General features: G+C 69.2%; 14 protein-coding genes. 6 read left to right on the top strand and 8 right to left on the bottom strand.

Features of this window, described 5'->3' with window-relative positions:
* Positions 1-174 precede the first annotated feature (174 nt).
* Complete coding sequence (locus tag ACZ4RZ_RS18630) at positions 175-1329, top strand: ABC transporter ATP-binding protein (protein ID WP_467745857.1); 1155 nt, start codon at positions 175-177, stop codon at positions 1327-1329.
* Here ACZ4RZ_RS18630 and ACZ4RZ_RS18625 read toward each other — a convergent pair.
* The 5 genes from ACZ4RZ_RS18625 to ACZ4RZ_RS18605 all read right to left on the bottom strand — a co-directional run bounded on the left by ACZ4RZ_RS18625 (position 1296) and on the right by ACZ4RZ_RS18605 (position 5280).
* On the bottom strand, positions 1296-2252 hold the full coding sequence (locus ACZ4RZ_RS18625; protein WP_467745855.1) for a hypothetical protein: 957 nt from the start codon (positions 2250-2252) through the stop codon (positions 1296-1298). The two genes, ACZ4RZ_RS18630 and ACZ4RZ_RS18625, sit on opposite strands and share 34 nt — an antisense overlap.
* 119 nt (positions 2253-2371) lie before the next feature.
* A complete protein-coding gene (locus ACZ4RZ_RS18620) occupies positions 2372-2959 on the bottom strand; it encodes a hypothetical protein (RefSeq protein WP_467745853.1) in 588 nt (195 codons plus the stop codon).
* Between the two features lie 40 nt (positions 2960-2999).
* Entirely contained in the window at positions 3000-3935 is a 936-nt protein-coding gene (locus ACZ4RZ_RS18615) for an ABC transporter substrate-binding protein (protein WP_467745851.1), read from the bottom strand.
* Positions 3932-4603 carry an ABC transporter permease gene (locus ACZ4RZ_RS18610; RefSeq protein ID WP_467745849.1) on the bottom strand — a complete coding sequence of 224 codons (672 nt, stop codon included), beginning with the start codon at positions 4601-4603 and terminating at the stop codon, positions 3932-3934. Before ACZ4RZ_RS18610 ends, ACZ4RZ_RS18615 begins: the two co-directional genes overlap by 4 nt.
* Positions 4600-5280: an ABC transporter permease gene (locus ACZ4RZ_RS18605; protein WP_467745847.1), complete on the bottom strand. Its 681-nt coding sequence runs from the start codon at positions 5278-5280 to the stop codon at positions 4600-4602. The genes ACZ4RZ_RS18610 and ACZ4RZ_RS18605 overlap by 4 nt, the downstream gene beginning before the upstream one ends.
* 167 nt (positions 5281-5447) lie before the next feature.
* Here ACZ4RZ_RS18605 and ACZ4RZ_RS18600 point away from each other — a divergent pair, with 167 nt between their 5' ends.
* The 3 genes from ACZ4RZ_RS18600 to ACZ4RZ_RS18590 all read left to right on the top strand — a co-directional run bounded on the left by ACZ4RZ_RS18600 (position 5448) and on the right by ACZ4RZ_RS18590 (position 7990).
* Positions 5448-6230, top strand: coding sequence for an ABC transporter ATP-binding protein (locus tag ACZ4RZ_RS18600; RefSeq protein WP_467746453.1), 783 nt, complete (start codon positions 5448-5450; stop codon positions 6228-6230).
* A 3-nt stretch (positions 6231-6233) separates the two neighbouring features.
* Positions 6234-7544 (top strand): FtsX-like permease family protein, encoded by a 1311-nt coding sequence (locus tag ACZ4RZ_RS18595; protein WP_467745845.1) that lies wholly within the window; start codon positions 6234-6236, stop codon positions 7542-7544.
* Positions 7545-7666: 122 nt separating this feature from the next.
* Positions 7667-7990 carry an ANTAR domain-containing protein gene (locus ACZ4RZ_RS18590; RefSeq protein ID WP_467745843.1) on the top strand — a complete coding sequence of 108 codons (324 nt, stop codon included), beginning with the start codon at positions 7667-7669 and terminating at the stop codon, positions 7988-7990.
* A 162-nt stretch (positions 7991-8152) separates the two neighbouring features.
* Here the strand turns inward: ACZ4RZ_RS18590 and ACZ4RZ_RS18585 are convergent, their stop codons facing one another.
* Positions 8153-8947 (bottom strand): RNA polymerase sigma factor SigF, encoded by a 795-nt coding sequence (locus ACZ4RZ_RS18585; RefSeq protein ID WP_467745842.1) that lies wholly within the window; start codon positions 8945-8947, stop codon positions 8153-8155.
* A 462-nt stretch (positions 8948-9409) separates the two neighbouring features.
* On the opposite strand from ACZ4RZ_RS18585, the gene ACZ4RZ_RS18580 reads away from it, so the two are divergent.
* Both ACZ4RZ_RS18580 and ACZ4RZ_RS18575 read left to right on the top strand, forming a co-directional pair.
* The gene (locus ACZ4RZ_RS18580; RefSeq protein WP_467745841.1) at positions 9410-10204 is read left to right on the top strand and encodes a COG4705 family protein; all 795 of its coding nucleotides are present in this window, start codon (positions 9410-9412) and stop codon (positions 10202-10204) included.
* A gap of 144 nt (positions 10205-10348) precedes the next feature.
* Positions 10349-11794 carry a glyceraldehyde-3-phosphate dehydrogenase gene (locus ACZ4RZ_RS18575; RefSeq protein ID WP_467745840.1) on the top strand — a complete coding sequence of 482 codons (1446 nt, stop codon included), beginning with the start codon at positions 10349-10351 and terminating at the stop codon, positions 11792-11794.
* 224 nt (positions 11795-12018) lie between these two features.
* On the opposite strand, the gene ACZ4RZ_RS18570 is transcribed toward ACZ4RZ_RS18575, so the two are convergent.
* Together ACZ4RZ_RS18570 and katG are read right to left on the bottom strand one after the other, a co-directional pair.
* Positions 12019-12633 carry a toll/interleukin-1 receptor domain-containing protein gene (locus tag ACZ4RZ_RS18570; RefSeq protein ID WP_467745839.1) on the bottom strand — a complete coding sequence of 205 codons (615 nt, stop codon included), beginning with the start codon at positions 12631-12633 and terminating at the stop codon, positions 12019-12021.
* A gap of 228 nt (positions 12634-12861) precedes the next feature.
* Positions 12862-15084: a catalase/peroxidase HPI gene (gene katG / locus ACZ4RZ_RS18565; protein WP_467745838.1), complete on the bottom strand. Its 2223-nt coding sequence runs from the start codon at positions 15082-15084 to the stop codon at positions 12862-12864.
* Between the last annotated feature and the right edge of the window lie 61 nt (positions 15085-15145).

The raw sequence follows: 15145 nt of genomic DNA, 5'->3' as shown, positions 1-15145 counted from the left end.
CGACTATCAGACAGAATTCAACAGAACTGAACCGCCGGACGGGTGTCGTGGAGTAACCGAGACCCATGCACCACTCAGGTCGAATTGAAACTTTTCAAAAGCAGAACGTACAGCTCATGCACAGGGGGCCGCAGCTGGTGAGCGGGTATCGGGCGTCCCGGTTAGCGTGAGGGGATGATCCGGTTCGAGCAGGTCACCAAGCGCTACCCGGACGGCACCACCGCCGTGGACGGCCTCTCCTTCGAGGTCGCCCAGGGCGAACTCGTCACGCTCGTCGGCCCGTCGGGCTGCGGCAAGACGACGACCATGATGATGGTGAACCGGCTGATCGAGCCGACATCGGGCCGGATCTTCGTGAACGGCGAGGACATCGCCACGGTCGACCCCGTGCAGCTGCGACGGCGCATCGGATACGTCATCCAGCAGGTCGGGCTGTTCCCGCACCGGACGGTGCTCGACAACACGGCGACCGTACCGACGCTGGTCGGCTGGAAGAAGGCCAAGGCGCGGGCGCGCGCCGCCGAGCTGCTCGATCTCGTGGGCCTGGACCCGAAGACATACGGACCGCGCTATCCGGAGCAGCTGTCGGGCGGTCAGCGCCAGCGGGTCGGCGTGGCACGGGCCCTGGCCGCCGACCCACCCGTACTGCTCATGGACGAGCCGTTCGGGGCCGTCGACCCTGTGGTGCGGGAGCAGTTGCAGGACGAGTTCCTGCGGATGCAGGAGGCCGTGCGCAAGACGGTGCTGCTGGTCACGCACGACATCGAGGAGGCGGTACGGCTCGGCGACCGGATCGCCGTGTACGGGCAGGGGCGCATCGAGCAGTTCGACACGCCCGGGGCGGTGCTCGGCACGCCCGCCACGCCGTATGTCGCCGAGTTCGTGGGCGCCGACCGTGGTCTGAAGCGGCTGTCGGTCACCGCGATCGAGGTCGACGACCTGGATCAGCCGCCGATCGCGCGCCTGGACGAGTCCGCCGCGCAGGCCGCCGCCCGGCTGGACGCCGAGGGCGCCCGCTGGGCCGTCGTGCTCGACGCCGGCGGCGATCTGCACGGGTGGGTCGGCGTCGACGAACTCGCGGCGGGCGGTACGGTCGGCGACCTCGCCCACCGTATGAACTCCTGGGTTCCGGTGGGCGCCCCGCTGAAGCAGGCGTTTGGTGTGATGCTCCAGGACGACGCGGGCTGGGTCGCCGTGCTGGAGGGGGCGCGTTTCCTCGGTGTGCTGACCCCGGCGAAGCTGCACGAGGCGCTGCGGCGGTCGGTGGACGCGGACGCCCTTGGTGTGTCGCGGGGTCAGGTGGACTTCGACTCGGTGGCGGACGCCTGAACCGTGGACCGGGTGGTGCGCTCCGACCGGTTCGAGCGGTCGAGGAGTCCGAAGGCCCAGCGTTCGTTGAAGCCCGCCAGGAAGCCGACGGCGCACCAGAATCCCCAGAAGGTGGTGCTCTGTCCGTCACCGTTGCCCGCGCAGATCTCGGCGGGCGTGGCGGGCATCTCGAACAGCTTGATGAACCCGGCGTTGAGCAGGAAGTAGACGGCCAGCGCCAGGATCCAGCCCACGAAGACCCGGTAGACGCCCTCGTGGCGCATCCCGCGCGCCATCTGGCCGGGCGCGACGGCACCCCGGTCACCGTTGGTCTTCCGGCGCGTCAGCTCCTCCCCGCTGTTGCGCAGCCGTACGAGGACGCTGAGCACTGCGCCGAAGGCTCCCACTCCCCCGCACACGAAGGCCCCCATCAGACTCCAGCGATCGCTGCAGCCCACCTCGACCCGCAGCAGGTCGAGCAGCCCCGCGGCTCCCACCAGCAGCGGGACGATCAGCAGCACGACGCTGATGAGCGCGCCCAGACTGAGCCCCACGTTGATGCCCCTGCTCACCGCCAGCGCGCAGTCCTGGTCGATGCGCGCCCGCAGGCCGGAGATCTCCTTGCCGAGATAGTCGGCCAGGTGGCGGTTGGGCTCCGTGCCGGTCAGCCGCGCGTCCCGCAGGACGTTGCTCAGCACGCATCCCACGGTGATCCTGAGCGACTGTCTGGTCTGCGACTCGAAGGCCCGCTGCGACTCGCCGTAGAGCAGCTGAAGCTGCACCTGCTGCTTGGAATAGACGAGTTCGAACCGCTTGTACGCCTTCTCGCAGCCGGGCTCGACGAGATTCGCCAGCCCGTCGGCCTTGGTGTCGGTGCGCGCCCCCAGGACCGCTTCACGTAATGCCTGCCGCCATGTCCGGCGGAATCCCCCGTAGTCCCCCATAGAGAACGTGTACCGGCACCCGTCCCGCCCGGGAAGCCGCCCGACCGCACCAGTACGGTCACCGACGTCACGGAGCCGTCACCTCGGGCTCCGGCCTCCATGACCGCGGCGCCGAGCCCTCAGCAGTAGACGATCGGGCAGCCGCGCCGGAGCGAGTGCTGGGCGGCGCGCAGGTACAGCGCCACGTAGAAGGCCGTGTCCAGGTCGTCGCTCCACGGGCCCGGCCGGGCGGCGGCCGCTTCCTTCGCCGCCCCGTCCAGGAACCAGCTGGTCAGATCGAGGTTGTCGGACGTCCTCGGTATCTCGGCCGGCAGCTCGACGACCGCCGCCAGCCGCTCGGCGAGGGCGAGCACCTGAGGAGCGCCGGCGACCATGGTCGTGTCCGTGTAGGCGGAGCCGACGGTCAGCCAGATGTCCTCATCGAGCGACAACGGCACCAGCACCGACCAGCCGAGGAGAGTCTCCTCTTCCTCCCGTGAGAGGTGAGTCCGGCACAGCGTGCCGAATCCGTCCATGGGAGGGACCAGCTTCTCCTCGAACGCCTGACCGGAGCCGCTCACGAACTCCGTCTCCTCGGGAACGGACTCGTACGGCGGCAGAGCGCGGCCTCTCAACTCCTCATTCAGCGCGGAGGCGACGTCCCCCCGCCCGTCCTCGCTCGCGTCGAACCACTCCTGCGCACCGACACTGACCAGATAGATCCCCATGACCGCAACGTACAGCGCACCACTGACACACCCCGGAGCCTCACTTCAGCAGGCCCTTGTCCTTCAGATAGGTCCGGGCCACGTCCTCCGGCAGCCGTCGCCAGCTGTCCACCTGCTGGTTCATGGACGCCAAGTCGGCAGTCGTGAGTACGTCGTTGAGCTTGCCGAGCGCCTTGGTGACGCCCTCGCTGCCGGCCCGCGAGCGGTTGACGACGGGCACGATGTAGTCGGCGTTCTGCAGATGCTTGTCGTCGGCGAGCAGGACGAGCCCGAAGTCGTCCAGGGTGGCATCCGTGGTGGTGGTCAACACCATCTGGTCCTGGCCGCTCTGCACGGCCCGCTTCGCCTGGGTGGTGCCGACACCCTTCGGGTCGACGGCGGTGATGTCGATGCCGTACGTCTTCTTCAACCCCGGTTCGCAGTACGGCCGTTGCACGCACTCGTCGCCCGCGGCGAGGCGCACCTTCAGGCCGGACCTTCCGAGGTCGCTGAGCGTCTTGAGGTGATGCCGGCGCGCGTACGCCTCGGTCACGGCGAAGGCGTTCTGGTCGACGGCCCTGCCGGGGGCGAGGACGGTGAGGCCGCGAGGCGTGGCCAGCTTGCGCAGCGCGGCCATCGTCGCGTCGAGGTCGGGTGAGCCGGCGGGGGATGCGTCGGGGCCGTTGGTCTTGGCGTTCAGCCAGTCCGCGAAGGTGGCCGCGTATTCGGGGACGACGTCGATCTGGCCGGATTCCAGGGCCGGTTCGTACAGTTCGCGGTTGGCGACGGTGAGCATGGACGTCTTGTAGCCGGCCCGGTTCAGCAGCAGCGTGTACATCTGGGCAAGCAGGTCGCTCTCGGTGAAGCCGGCCGAGCCGATGGTCAGGTGCTTGCTGTCGCCGGGCGACGCGGTGACCGCACCCTGGGTCTCCAGGGAGGGGCCGGTGGTGCAGCCGCTCACGAACACCAGGGACACCAGTGCGACGCGCCGCCTCACCGCGAGCCCCTCGCCCAGTGCGGCGCCAGCCGCTCGGCGACCTCGAAGACCCCCTCGACGATCAGCGCGAATACGGCGACCAGGACCGCACCGGCGACGACCTGCGGCGTACTCGCCAGATTGAAGCCCGCGGTGATGATCCGGCCGAGCCCTCCGCCGCCGGCGAGCGCGGCGATGGTGGCGGTCGCCACGAGCTGTACGGCGGCGATCCGCACCCCGTTCAGGACCATCGGGAGCGAAAGGGGCAGTTCCACGTGTAACAACATCTGTCGCCCGGTCATCCCCATCCCGCGCGCTGCCCGCACCACGTCGCGGTCGACCTCGCGCATCCCGACGTAGGCGTTGGTGAGCAGGGGCGGCACGGCGAACAGGACGAGCGCGACGACGGTCGGTCCCTCGCCCCACTTCCCGATCGGGGTGAGCAGCAGAAGCACCAGCACGGCGAAGGTGGGGACCGCCCGGCCGACGTTGGAGATGTTGACCGCCAGCGCGCCGCCCTTGCCGAGGTGGCCGAGAACGAGAGCGACGGGCAGCGCGATCAGGCAGCTGATGACCAGGCAGACCACGGTCAGCACGAGATGCTGGGCGAGGCGGTGCCAGATGCCGTCGTCACCCGACCAGTGCGCGGAGTCGGTGAGCCAGTGCCAGGCCCCGGTCAGAGTGTTCATCCGCGGGCCGCCCTGGCCCAAGGGGTGATGAGCCGCTGTACGCCCAGCAGGAGGAGGTCGGCGGCGACGGCGATGACGACGCACAGCACGGACGCGGTGAGGACCTGGGCCTTGAAGTAGGTGTTCATGCCCGCGTAGATGAGGTTGCCGAGCCCTCCGAAGCCGACGATCGCGCCGACCGTGACCAGCGACACGGCCGAGACCGTGGCGATCCGCAGTCCGGCCATGGCGGCCGGCACGGCCAGCGGCAGTTCCACGGTGAGCAGCAGGCGGATGGGCCCGTATCCCATGCCGCGCGCGGCCTGCCGGGTCTCCTCGGGGACGGCGCGCAGACCCGCGAGGATGTTCCGCACCAGGAGGGTCAGCGAGTAGAGGACGAGGCCCGCGACGACCAGTGCGGCCGACAGTCCGTAGACGGGCAGGAGCAGCGAGAACATCGCCAGCGACGGGATGGTGTACAGGATCGTGGTCACGCCGAGGACGGGTCCCGCGGCCCAGCCCCAGCGGCGGGCGAGTACCGCGAGCGGCACCGCGAGGACGAGCCCGATGAGCACGGAGACCGCCGTCAGTTGAAGGTGCTGGACCACCGCGTCGAGGAGGATCTGACGGCGGGTGCTCAGATACTCACCGCAGATCCATTGGTTGCGCGCGAGGCAGTCGTCCGGGGGCGCGGTCACGCGTCCATTCCATCGGGGGCGGGCAGGGGTCGGCGCGTTCTGGTGACCCGTACGGGGTGGTGCTGTGTACACCCCGGAATACGGGTTCTGCGCCCCATGTGGTCCGGCCTCCGTCTCCGTAGCTTCGTCGGCATGGCACAGGGTGTGCCGGACGGAGAGTGATGACGATGTTTCGCCGAGCGCGACGTACGCACGAATCGGGACCCGCCCCGGAGGCTCTGCGGCTGGTCAAGGTGAGCAAGACGTTCGGGGTCGAGGAGAGTGCCGTGACCGCTCTGGACGGGGTGACGCTCAGCCTGGCGCGGGGCACGTTCACCGCGGTGATGGGGCCCTCGGGGTCCGGCAAGTCCACGCTGCTGCAGTGCGCGGCGGGGCTCGACCGGCCCGACAGCGGCATCGTGATGGTGGACGGCGCGGAGATGACGGGCGGTGGCGAGGCCGAGCTGACGAAGTTCCGGCGCAGTCGGATCGGCTTCGTGTTCCAGCAGTACAACCTGCTGCCGACGCTGACCGTCGCCCAGAACACGGTTCTGCCGCTCAGGCTCGCCCGGCGGCGCGTCGACCGTGCGCGGACCCGGGAGATCCTGACGGCCGTCGGTCTCGGGGACCGGCTCGACCATCTGCCCGACCAGCTCTCCGGAGGACAGCGGCAGCGCGTGGCGATCGCCCGTGCGCTGGTCACCGAGCCCCGGGTGATCTTCGCGGACGAGCCGACCGGCGCGCTGGACACGCGGAGTGCGCGGGATGTGCTGCGTCTGCTCCAGGAGGCGGTACGGGTGCACGGCAGGACCGTGGTCATGGTGACGCACGACCCGGTCGCCGCCTCGTACGCCGACTCCGTCGTGTTCCTCGCGGACGGACGGCTGGCGGGCGAGTTGCACGCGCCGACGGTGGACGCCGTGGCCGAGCGCCTGGCGCACCTGGGCGACGACGCGTTGATGGGGGCGTGAGTCATGTTCGCTCTGGTCCTGCGCTCGATTCGCAAGCGCCCCGGACGCTTCGCGGCGACCCTGCTGTCCGCCTTCCTCGGCGCGGCGATCATCATGACGTTCAACTCGATGCACGACACGGCCGGGCAGCCGGGCGTGGACTCGGTGAGTGCCGAGTCGCTGTCCACCGCGGCGAGCGTCGTCGGCGGCTACGGCACCCTGCTGGTGTTCTTCGCGGTCGCCTCGACGCTGACGGTGAACGTCCGTCAACGGAGCGCCGAGATCGAGCTGTTGCGGTGCTCGGGGGCGACTCCGGCGCAGATCAAGCGGATGGTCGTCGGCGAGTCGGTGGCGGTCGCGCTGGTGGGCGCGGTGCTGGCGATCGGTCCGGCGATGCTCGGCGGGCGCGCTCTGCTGCGCGTCTTCCAGGACAGCGGCCAGGTGCAGCGGTCCGTGGACTACTCCTTCGGTCCCCTCGCTCTCCTGTCGGGCATCGACGTCACGGTGCTCGCGGCGGCGGGCGCGGCCTTCCTGGCGGTGCGGCGGGCGACGCGGAGCCGTCAACCCCGGGGCGGCGCACGGAAGTTCCTCGCGTACGCGGCCCTGGTCGTCGGTGTCACGGCCGTCTGCTCCACGTTCGCCTTCTCCGCGCGGGACGCCGCGCTGATGGCGCCTCCCGCGTACGGCGCGATCCTGCTCTCGGTGGGCTTCGCGCTGCTGTCCCCGAGGCTGCTGAAGGGCCTGCTCGACCGGCTCCCGCTGTCGGGCCCGAGCGGCTATCTGGCCGTACGGAACATGCGCCGGCGCGCCGACGAGCTGTCCGGTGTCCTGATGCCGCTGATCCTGTTCACCTGCATGGCGACGGCGACGCTGTACATGCAGGCGGTGGAGAACGACGCGATCGACGCCTCGGGCGTGCCGAAGTCCATCGACGCCAAGAACCTGGAGACCCTCAACCTCGTGGTTGTCGGCATCATCGTGGTCTTCTCCTGCATCATGCTGATCAACTCTCTGTACGCGGCGACGACTTACCGCGGCCGGGAGTTCGGGCAGCAGCGGCTGGCCGGTGCGACGCCGGGCCAGGTGCTCTCCATGGTCGGCGCCGAAGGCGTGATCCTGACGGTGACCGGGGTCTTCTTCGGCACCCTGGCCGGGCTCGCGGGAATCGTCCCGTTCACCCTGGTCCGTACGGACGCGACGTGGCCGGGCCACGGCCTGGGCATCTGGCTCGCCATCGTCGCGGTGGCGGCGGCGGTGACGCTCGGCACCAGCCTGATCACGGCCCGGCGCGCCCTGCGGACGCCCGCGGTGGCGGCGGTGACGCTCGCCGCTTGACCGGATGCCCGATCCGGGGAGGGGCACCCGCCCGAGCGGGTGCCCCTCCGCCTGCGTTGGCACGCACCCCGTCGAGTGGCGACGATGTAATCGAAGGACGCGGCCCGACCCCGGAGGGGACGATGAACCAAGACGCCAAGGAGCCGGACCGGATCGTCGAGCTGCGGGAAGAAATAGACCAGTTGAAGGAAGCCGTCACTTCACACGCCGTCGTGGACCAGGCGATCGGCATGATGGTCGCCCTCGGGCGGGTGACACCCGATCAAGGGTGGGCCGTTCTGCGGGAGGTGTCCCAGCACACGAACATCAAGCTGCGCACGATCGCGGAGATGATCATTGTCTGGGGCCAGAAAGGAGATCTGTCGCCCGATATTCGCGCGGTCCTTGAGGACACGCTCGACAAATACGGGCCTGCCCAGATCCCGGATCCTCCGTCCACTCCGTGACCCGAAAAGTGTTTGGATCGGGTCCGCCCCGGTAGTCCGAAGAAAGGCGAGAAGCTGGCCAACCATTCCCGGGAGGGTTCGGCAGTGAGCTCGCCGCCTGGCCGCCCGGCCCGAGGAAACTCGCCCGGGCGGCCAGGTAGGCGCACACATCCGTTCCGGGAGTCATGCCGCATCGGCGAGCACCTGCTCGCGCAGCGTGGCGCAGCAATTGCTGATCAGACGGGACACGTGCATCTGCGAGATGCCGAGCTGCTCGGCGATGAGGCTCTGTGTCATACCGCCGAAAAACCTCAGGTAGAGGATGGTCCGCTCGCGCTCGGGCAGCGCGCTCAGCGCGGGCTTCACGGCCTCGCGGTCGACGACCAGGTCGAAGCCGACGTCGAATTCGCCCAGAACGTCTGCCAGGGCATATCCGTCCTCGCTGCCCGGCAGCTCGGCGTCCAGCGAGAGGGCGGCGAAACTGTCCAGGGCTTCCAGGGCGATGCGTACGTCTTCCTCGCAGAGGTTCGCGCACTCGGCGATCTCGGCGACGGTGGGCTGTCGGCCCTGGATCGTCTGGGACAGGTCCTTCAGTGCGGCGCGCACCCGGGTGCGCAGGTCCTGGACGCGGCGCGGCACGTGCAGGATCCACATGTGGTCGCGGAAGTGACGCTTGATCTCGCCCGTGATCGTCGGGATCGCGTAGCTCTCGAACGCGTTGCCCAGGGCCGGGTCGTACCGGTCGACGGCCTTGACCAGGCCGAGGGCCGCGACTTGGTTCAGGTCCTCGATGGATTCGCCCCTGCCGCGGTATCGGCCCGCGATGCGGTCCGCCATGGGCAGCCAGGAGCGGACGATCTCGTCGCGGAGTGCCTGGCGCTCGGGTCCGTCGGGCAGATCGTGGAGCCGGGCGAAGGCGGCCGCGGTGTCCGGGGCGTCGTCGTGGGGGTGTTGCTTCGTTCTGACCGTGCCGGGCATGGTGCTCACAACTCCCTCATGGGGTGTTGAGTGGACAGTCACCATGGGAGTGCGCGCACGGAGACCGTTCGGAGACACCCGCGGTCGGCGTACCGACTCCCACGGACGTGCCTCCTGTCCGAAGCACTAGAAATCAAATTCCCCGCAGCGACGAACGCAAACAGATTCGTGATTTATGTGACGCTTGGCAATCGGCCGGTCCTGGAGTGTGACCGGTCACCTTTTCGCCCGCTTCCCTTTCATCTTCGGATTCCGAAAAGAACCCTCAGATGATTGGGATGTCGGCCGCAAGGTGACCGCTCTTCGTATCACCCGGATCATGTCGTTGACCAGGTGTTCCGTTCAGGTGTTCAGGTTGTGTTCAGGCCTGTCGCCGCCGTTGGCAATTCCTGCACCAGCAGCGCTCAAGCGATGGCAAAGACCCCTGTGGCAATGCCAGTTCGTCATGTCATCGTGCGGGGCATGAGCACAGAGCACCTCACCCGTCACCGCCGCGTCACCGGTCCCTCCGTCACCGCCCTGGCGAGCAAGGTTCCGGAAGTCACCGTCTATTTCTGGGTGATCAAGGTGCTGACCACCGGCATGGGCGAGACGGCCTCCGACTTTCTGGCCCAGCGGCTCGGACCCGTCCCCGCCGTCGGCCTCGGCGGGCTGGCCCTCGCGGCCTCACTGGCGCTCCAACTCACCGTCCGCCGCTACGTCGCCTGGATCTACTGGACGGCGATCGTCATGGTCAGTGTGTTCGGCACGATGGCCGCCGATGTCCTGCACGTGGGCCTCGGTGTCCCGTACACGATCTCGACGCCCTTCTTCCTCATCGCGCTCGCCGCCGTGTTCGCCGTCTGGTACGCGAGCGAACGGACGCTGTCCATCCACAGCATTCGCACCCGCCGCCGCGAGATCTTCTACTGGGCCACCGTGCTGGCCACCTTCGCGCTCGGCACCGCCGCCGGGGACCTCTCCGCCACGATCGGCCTCGGCTACCTGGGCTCGGCCGTCCTGTACGCCGTCGCCATCGCCGTCCCGGCCGTCCTGCACCGCCGGGGCGCCCTCAACGCGGTCGCCGCCTTCTGGTCCGCGTACGTCATCACCCGCCCGCTCGGCGCCTCGGTCGCCGACTGGATGGCGCTCGGCCACTCCCGTGGCGGCCTCGCCCTGGGACTGGGGCCCGTCACCCTGTCCTGGACCGTCGCCATCATCGGGTTCGTCGCCTTTCTGGCCGTGTCACGGGGCGATGTCCAGGACGTCCCTCACTAGGTGCACGCTCGCTTCGGCGCGGACAGTCGGTGCGTCCCTGCGTGCCTGCCGGTGAGGCGAGGAGACCCGGTCAGGGCACCCGGTGCATGATCAAAACGGCGACCGTTTAGCATATGAGCACCGCCTAGCTCGAAAGATAAACTTGTGACTGTCAACGACGACTCGTTCACCAACTGGAAGAACCGCGAGGAGATCGCGGAGTCGATGATCCCCCTCATCGGGAAGCTGCACCGGGAACGGGACGTCACGATCCTGCTTCACAGCCGCTCCCTGGTGAACAAGTCGGTGGTCAGCATCCTCAAGACGCACCGATTTGCCCGGCAGATCGCCGGCGAGGAGCTCTCGGTCACCGAGACGCTGCCGTTCCTGCAGGCTCTCACCGCGCTCGATCTCGGCCCCTCCCAGATCGACATCGGCATGCTCGCCGCGACGTACCGGACCGACGACCGCGGCCTCTCGGTCGAGGAGTTCACCGCCGGGGCCGTCGCCGGAGCCACTGGCGCCAACAAGATCGAGTGCCGGGAGCCGCGCGACGTCGTTCTCTACGGGTTCGGCCGCATCGGTCGTCTCGTCGCCCGCCTGCTCATCGAGAAGTCCGGCTCCGGCAACGGCCTGCGGCTGCGCGCCATCGTCGTCCGCCAGGGCGGCGAGCAGGACATCGTCAAGCGCGCCTCACTGCTGCGCCGCGACTCGATCCACGGCCAGTTCCAGGGCACGATCACCGTCGACGAGGCGAACAGCACGATCATCGCCAACGGCAACGAGATCAAGGTGATCTACGCCGGCGATCCGTCGGAGGTCGACTACACGGCGTACGACATCAAGAACGCCATCCTGATCGACAACACCGGCAAGTGGCGGGACCGCGAGGGCCTGTCCCAGCACCTGCGCCCCGGCATCGACAAGGTCGTCCTGACCGCGCCGGGCAAGGGTGATGTCCCGAACATCGTGCACGGCGTCAACCACGACACGATCAAGCCGGACGAGCAGATCCTCTCCTGCGCCTCCTGCACCACCAACGCGATCGTCCCGCCGCTCAAGGCGATGGCGGACGAGTACGGCGTCCTGCGCGGCCACGTGGAGACCGTCCACTCGTTCACCAACGACCAGAACCTGCTGGACAATTACCACAAGGCGGACCGCCGCGGCCGCTCGGCGCCGCTCAACATGGTCATCACCGAGACCGGTGCCGCCTCCGCCGTCGCCAAGGCGCTGCCCGACCTCAAGGCACCGATCACCGGCAGCTCGATCCGCGTCCCGGTGCCGGACGTCTCGATCGCGATCCTCAGCCTGCGGCTCGGCCGCGAGACCACCCGCGAGGAGGTCCTCGACCACCTCCGCGACGTGTCGCTGACCTCGCCACTCAAGCGCCAGATCGACTTCACCACCGCCCCCGACGCGGTCTCCAGCGACTTCATCGGTTCGCGCCACGCCTCGATCGTCGATGCCGGAGCCACCAAGGTCGACGGCGACAACGCGATTCTGTACTTGTGGTACGACAACGAGTTCGGCTACTCCTGCCAGGTCATCCGCGTCGTCCAGCACGTCTCCGGGGTGGAGTACCCGACGTACCCGAGCCCGGCGGTCTGATCCCGGCGGACTGACCCATCCCGTGTCCGGTCCGGCGGGGCGGGGCAGAGGGGCGGGCGATGGGAGGGCAGCCGATCCCGATCGGCATTCGGTCGCCCTCCCGCCGAACGCCCCGCCTGCCGGCCTGGAGAACCCATCGCACGGTGTCGGTGCGTACGGATTCGGTTCGCACGCCCCCGCCTGGCGTGCTTTCGGGTCGTCAGAGCTCTTCCGGTTCGCCGGAGTCAGAGGTCGCAGGCGTCCTGCCAGCCGCACGCGCCGCAGATGACCAGGCGCAGGGCCCTGTCGCTGAAGTGGTCGACGGTCAGGTACGGGCGCAGCCGGTCACTGCTCACACCGCATCGCGGACAGGCCGCGAACAGGCCCAGGCGGCCGAAGTCGGCGATGGCCGGGGAGTCTTCGCGGATGTCGCCCCGAACGGCGGGCACGGACACGGTGGTTGACCCGAGGTGCATGATCATGGCCGCCGCCGCGTCCGTCATCCGGTCCGTGCCCTCCGCGAGGCGCATGTGGCGGAGGCTGCCCAGAGAGGGCGGCAGCGGCGTGTCGTCGAGTCGGACGGGGACGAGGCGCGCCTCGTCGGCGGGGGTGAGCCCGCTCGGCGCGCCGGATTCGGCCGAGATCTCGCCCCACGCGACTGCGGCGACAGCCGACCACAGGAGGACGACGGCGTCGTCCCTGTCGGCCGAGAGGCTCGCCACGCCGCAGAACGCGGCAGAACCGTCCTGGCCGGTCGTCCACGCGTCGAGTACGACGTCGGCCCCGACACGCCGCAACGCGGCCGCCAGCGAGGAAGCCGGTCGCTCGTCCTGCTGCCGGTACGAAAGTCGGGCGCGCACGATCTCATGGTGCGGCATGGGGACACGCCATCGCCCACCTTTTCGAACACTGAAGCCGTGGGGGCCGGCTGAAGGGGCGTCAGCCCGTCGGTACGACGCGCAAACCATCGAACCCGCTCCCCCGCCGACCGCGATCCTGTCGACGTCGCGCCGAAGAGGGACGGCTTCGGGATCCCGCGGACCCAGGGCGTCCAGGTCGGCCCGCGCGGGCCGACCTGGACGTCATGATCAGACCAGGTCGAACCGGTCCAGGTTCATGACCTTGTCCCATGCCGCGACGAAGTCGTTCACGAACTTCTCCTTCACGTCATCGCTCGCGTAGACCTCGGCGAGCGCGCGCAGCTCGGAGTTCGAGCCGAAGACGAGGTCGGCACGGGTGCCGGTCCACTTGACCTCGCCCGTGGCGGCGTCGCGACCCTCGAAGGTGTTCTGGTCCTCCGACGTCGCCTTCCACGTCGTACCCAGGTCGAGCAGGTTGACGAAGAAGTCGTTCGTCAGCGACCCGGGGGTCGTGGTGAGAACGCCGAGCGAGGACTGCTGGTAGTTCGCGCCCAGGACACGGAGGCCACCGACGAGGACCGTCAGCTCGGGGGCGCTCAGGTTCAGCAGGTTCGCCTTGTCGATCAGCAGGTACTCGGCCGGCAGGCGGTTGCCCTTGCCGAGGTAGTTGCGGAACCCGTCGGCGGCCGGCTCGAGAGCGGCGAACGACTCCACGTCGGTCTGCTCCTGCGAGGCGTCCACGCGGCCCGGCGTGAAGGGCACCTGGACGTCGAACCCGGCGTCCTTGGCGGCCTTCTCGACGCCCGCGGCACCGGCGAGGACGATCAGGTCGGCCAGCGAGATCTGCTTGCCGCCGGAGTTGAAGGACTCCTGGATGCCTTCGAGCGTGCGCAGCACCGTCGCCAGCTGGTCGGGCTCGTTGACCTCCCACCCGATCTGCGGCTGCAGGCGGATGCGGGCGCCGTTGGCGCCGCCGCGCTTGTCGCTGCCGCGGAAGGACGAGGCCGACGCCCACGCGGCGGACACCAGCTGGGACACCGACAGGTCCGAGGCGAGGATCTGTGCCTTGAGGGAGGCGACGTCCTCGGCGTCGACGAGCTCGTGCGTCACCGCGGGAAGCGGGTCCTGCCACAGCAGCGTCTCGCTCGGAACCTCCGGGCCGAGGTAGCGCACGACCGGGCCCATGTCGCGGTGGGTCAGCTTGAACCACGCGCGGGCGAAGGCATCCGCGAACTCGTCCGGGTTCTCGTAGAAGCGACGCGAGATCTGCTCGTAGGCCGGGTCGAACCGGAGCGAGAGGTCGGTCGTCAGCATCGTCGGGGCGAGGCTCTTCGACGCGTCGTGGGCGTGCGGAATGGTGCCTGCGCCGGCACCGTCCTTCGCGACCCACTGGTGGGCGCCGGCCGGGCTCGTCGTCAGCTCCCACTCGTAGCCGAACAGGTTCTGGAAGAAGCCGTTGCTCCACTGGGTGGGCGTGCTGGTCCAGGTGACCTCGAGGCCACTGGTGATCGCGTCGGCGCCCTTGCCGGTGCCGAAGGAGTTCTTCCAGCCAAGACCCTGCTCCTCGATCGAGGCGGCCTCGGGGTCGGCGCCGACGTGGTCCGCCGGGCCCGCGCCGTGGGTCTTGCCGAAGGTGTGGCCGCCCGCGATCAGGGCGACCGTCTCCTCGTCGTTCATCGCCATGCGGCGGAAGGTCTCACGGATGTCGCGGGCGGCGGCCAGCGGGTCCGGGTTGCCGTTCGGGCCCTCCGGGTTGACGTAGATGAGGCCCATCTGGACCGCGCCGAGGGGGTTCTCCAGCTCGCGGTCGCCGGTGTAGCGCTCGTCGCCGAGCCAGGTGGTCTCGGGGCCCCAGTACACGTCCTCGTCGGGCTCCCAGACATCCGCGCGGCCGCCGGCGAAGCCGAAGGTCTCGAAGCCCATCGACTCCAGGGCGACGTTGCCGGCGAGGATCATGAGGTCGGCCCACGAGAGGTTCTGGCCGTACTTCTTCTTGACCGGCCACAGCAGACGGCGGGCCTTGTCGAGGTTGCCGTTGTCCGGCCAGCTGTTGAGGGGGGCGAAGCGCTGCTGGCCGGCCCCGGCGCCGCCGCGGCCGTCGCTGATGCGGTAGGTGCCCGCGCTGTGCCACGCCATGCGGATCATGAACGGGCCGTAGTGGCCGAAGTCGGCGGGCCACCAGTCCTGGGAGGTGGTCAGCACCTCGGCGATGTCCCGCTTCACGGCCGGAAGGTCGAGGGTCTTGAACGCCTCGGCGTAGTCGAACTCCTCACCGAGCGGGTTGGCCACGGCGGGATTCTTGGCAAGGATCTTCAGGTTCAGCCGCTCCGGCCACCACTGGCGGTTTCCGCCGCCCTGGGTGGGGTGCGGGGCGCGCCCATGCGCGACCGGGCAGCCGCCCGCCTCCTCCGGCTTCGGGTCTGTGACGATCGCATCGTGGTTCTCAGTCATGGGAATCCTTCCGGACGGGGCGGATCTCGGTGCTCAGGAACTGCGGGCGGCGGAACAGTCC

Source organism: Streptomyces sp. NPDC027189 (assembly GCF_055566975.1).
The sequence above is the reverse complement of the archived record's forward strand: the minus strand, read 5'-3'. Positions and strand labels throughout refer to the sequence as shown.

What these genes read in the sequence shown, in the direction of transcription:
- ACZ4RZ_RS18580 (WP_467745841.1), top strand. Translation starts at nt 9,410, where the DNA reads ATGAGCACAGAGCACCTCACCCGTCACCGCCGCGTCACCGGTCCCTCC.
- ACZ4RZ_RS18630 (WP_467745857.1), top strand. Translation starts at nt 175, where the DNA reads ATGATCCGGTTCGAGCAGGTCACCAAGCGCTACCCGGACGGCACCACC.
- ACZ4RZ_RS18620 (WP_467745853.1), bottom strand. Translation starts at nt 2,959, where the DNA reads ATGGGGATCTATCTGGTCAGTGTCGGTGCGCAGGAGTGGTTCGACGCG.
- ACZ4RZ_RS18590 (WP_467745843.1), top strand. Translation starts at nt 7,667, where the DNA reads ATGAACCAAGACGCCAAGGAGCCGGACCGGATCGTCGAGCTGCGGGAA.
- katG (WP_467745838.1), bottom strand. Translation starts at nt 15,084, where the DNA reads ATGACTGAGAACCACGATGCGATCGTCACAGACCCGAAGCCGGAGGAG.
- ACZ4RZ_RS18625 (WP_467745855.1), bottom strand. Translation starts at nt 2,252, where the DNA reads ATGGGGGACTACGGGGGATTCCGCCGGACATGGCGGCAGGCATTACGT.
- ACZ4RZ_RS18600 (WP_467746453.1), top strand. Translation starts at nt 5,448, where the DNA reads ATGTTTCGCCGAGCGCGACGTACGCACGAATCGGGACCCGCCCCGGAG.
- ACZ4RZ_RS18595 (WP_467745845.1), top strand. Translation starts at nt 6,234, where the DNA reads ATGTTCGCTCTGGTCCTGCGCTCGATTCGCAAGCGCCCCGGACGCTTC.
- ACZ4RZ_RS18610 (WP_467745849.1), bottom strand. Translation starts at nt 4,603, where the DNA reads ATGAACACTCTGACCGGGGCCTGGCACTGGCTCACCGACTCCGCGCAC.
- ACZ4RZ_RS18585 (WP_467745842.1), bottom strand. Translation starts at nt 8,947, where the DNA reads ATGCCCGGCACGGTCAGAACGAAGCAACACCCCCACGACGACGCCCCG.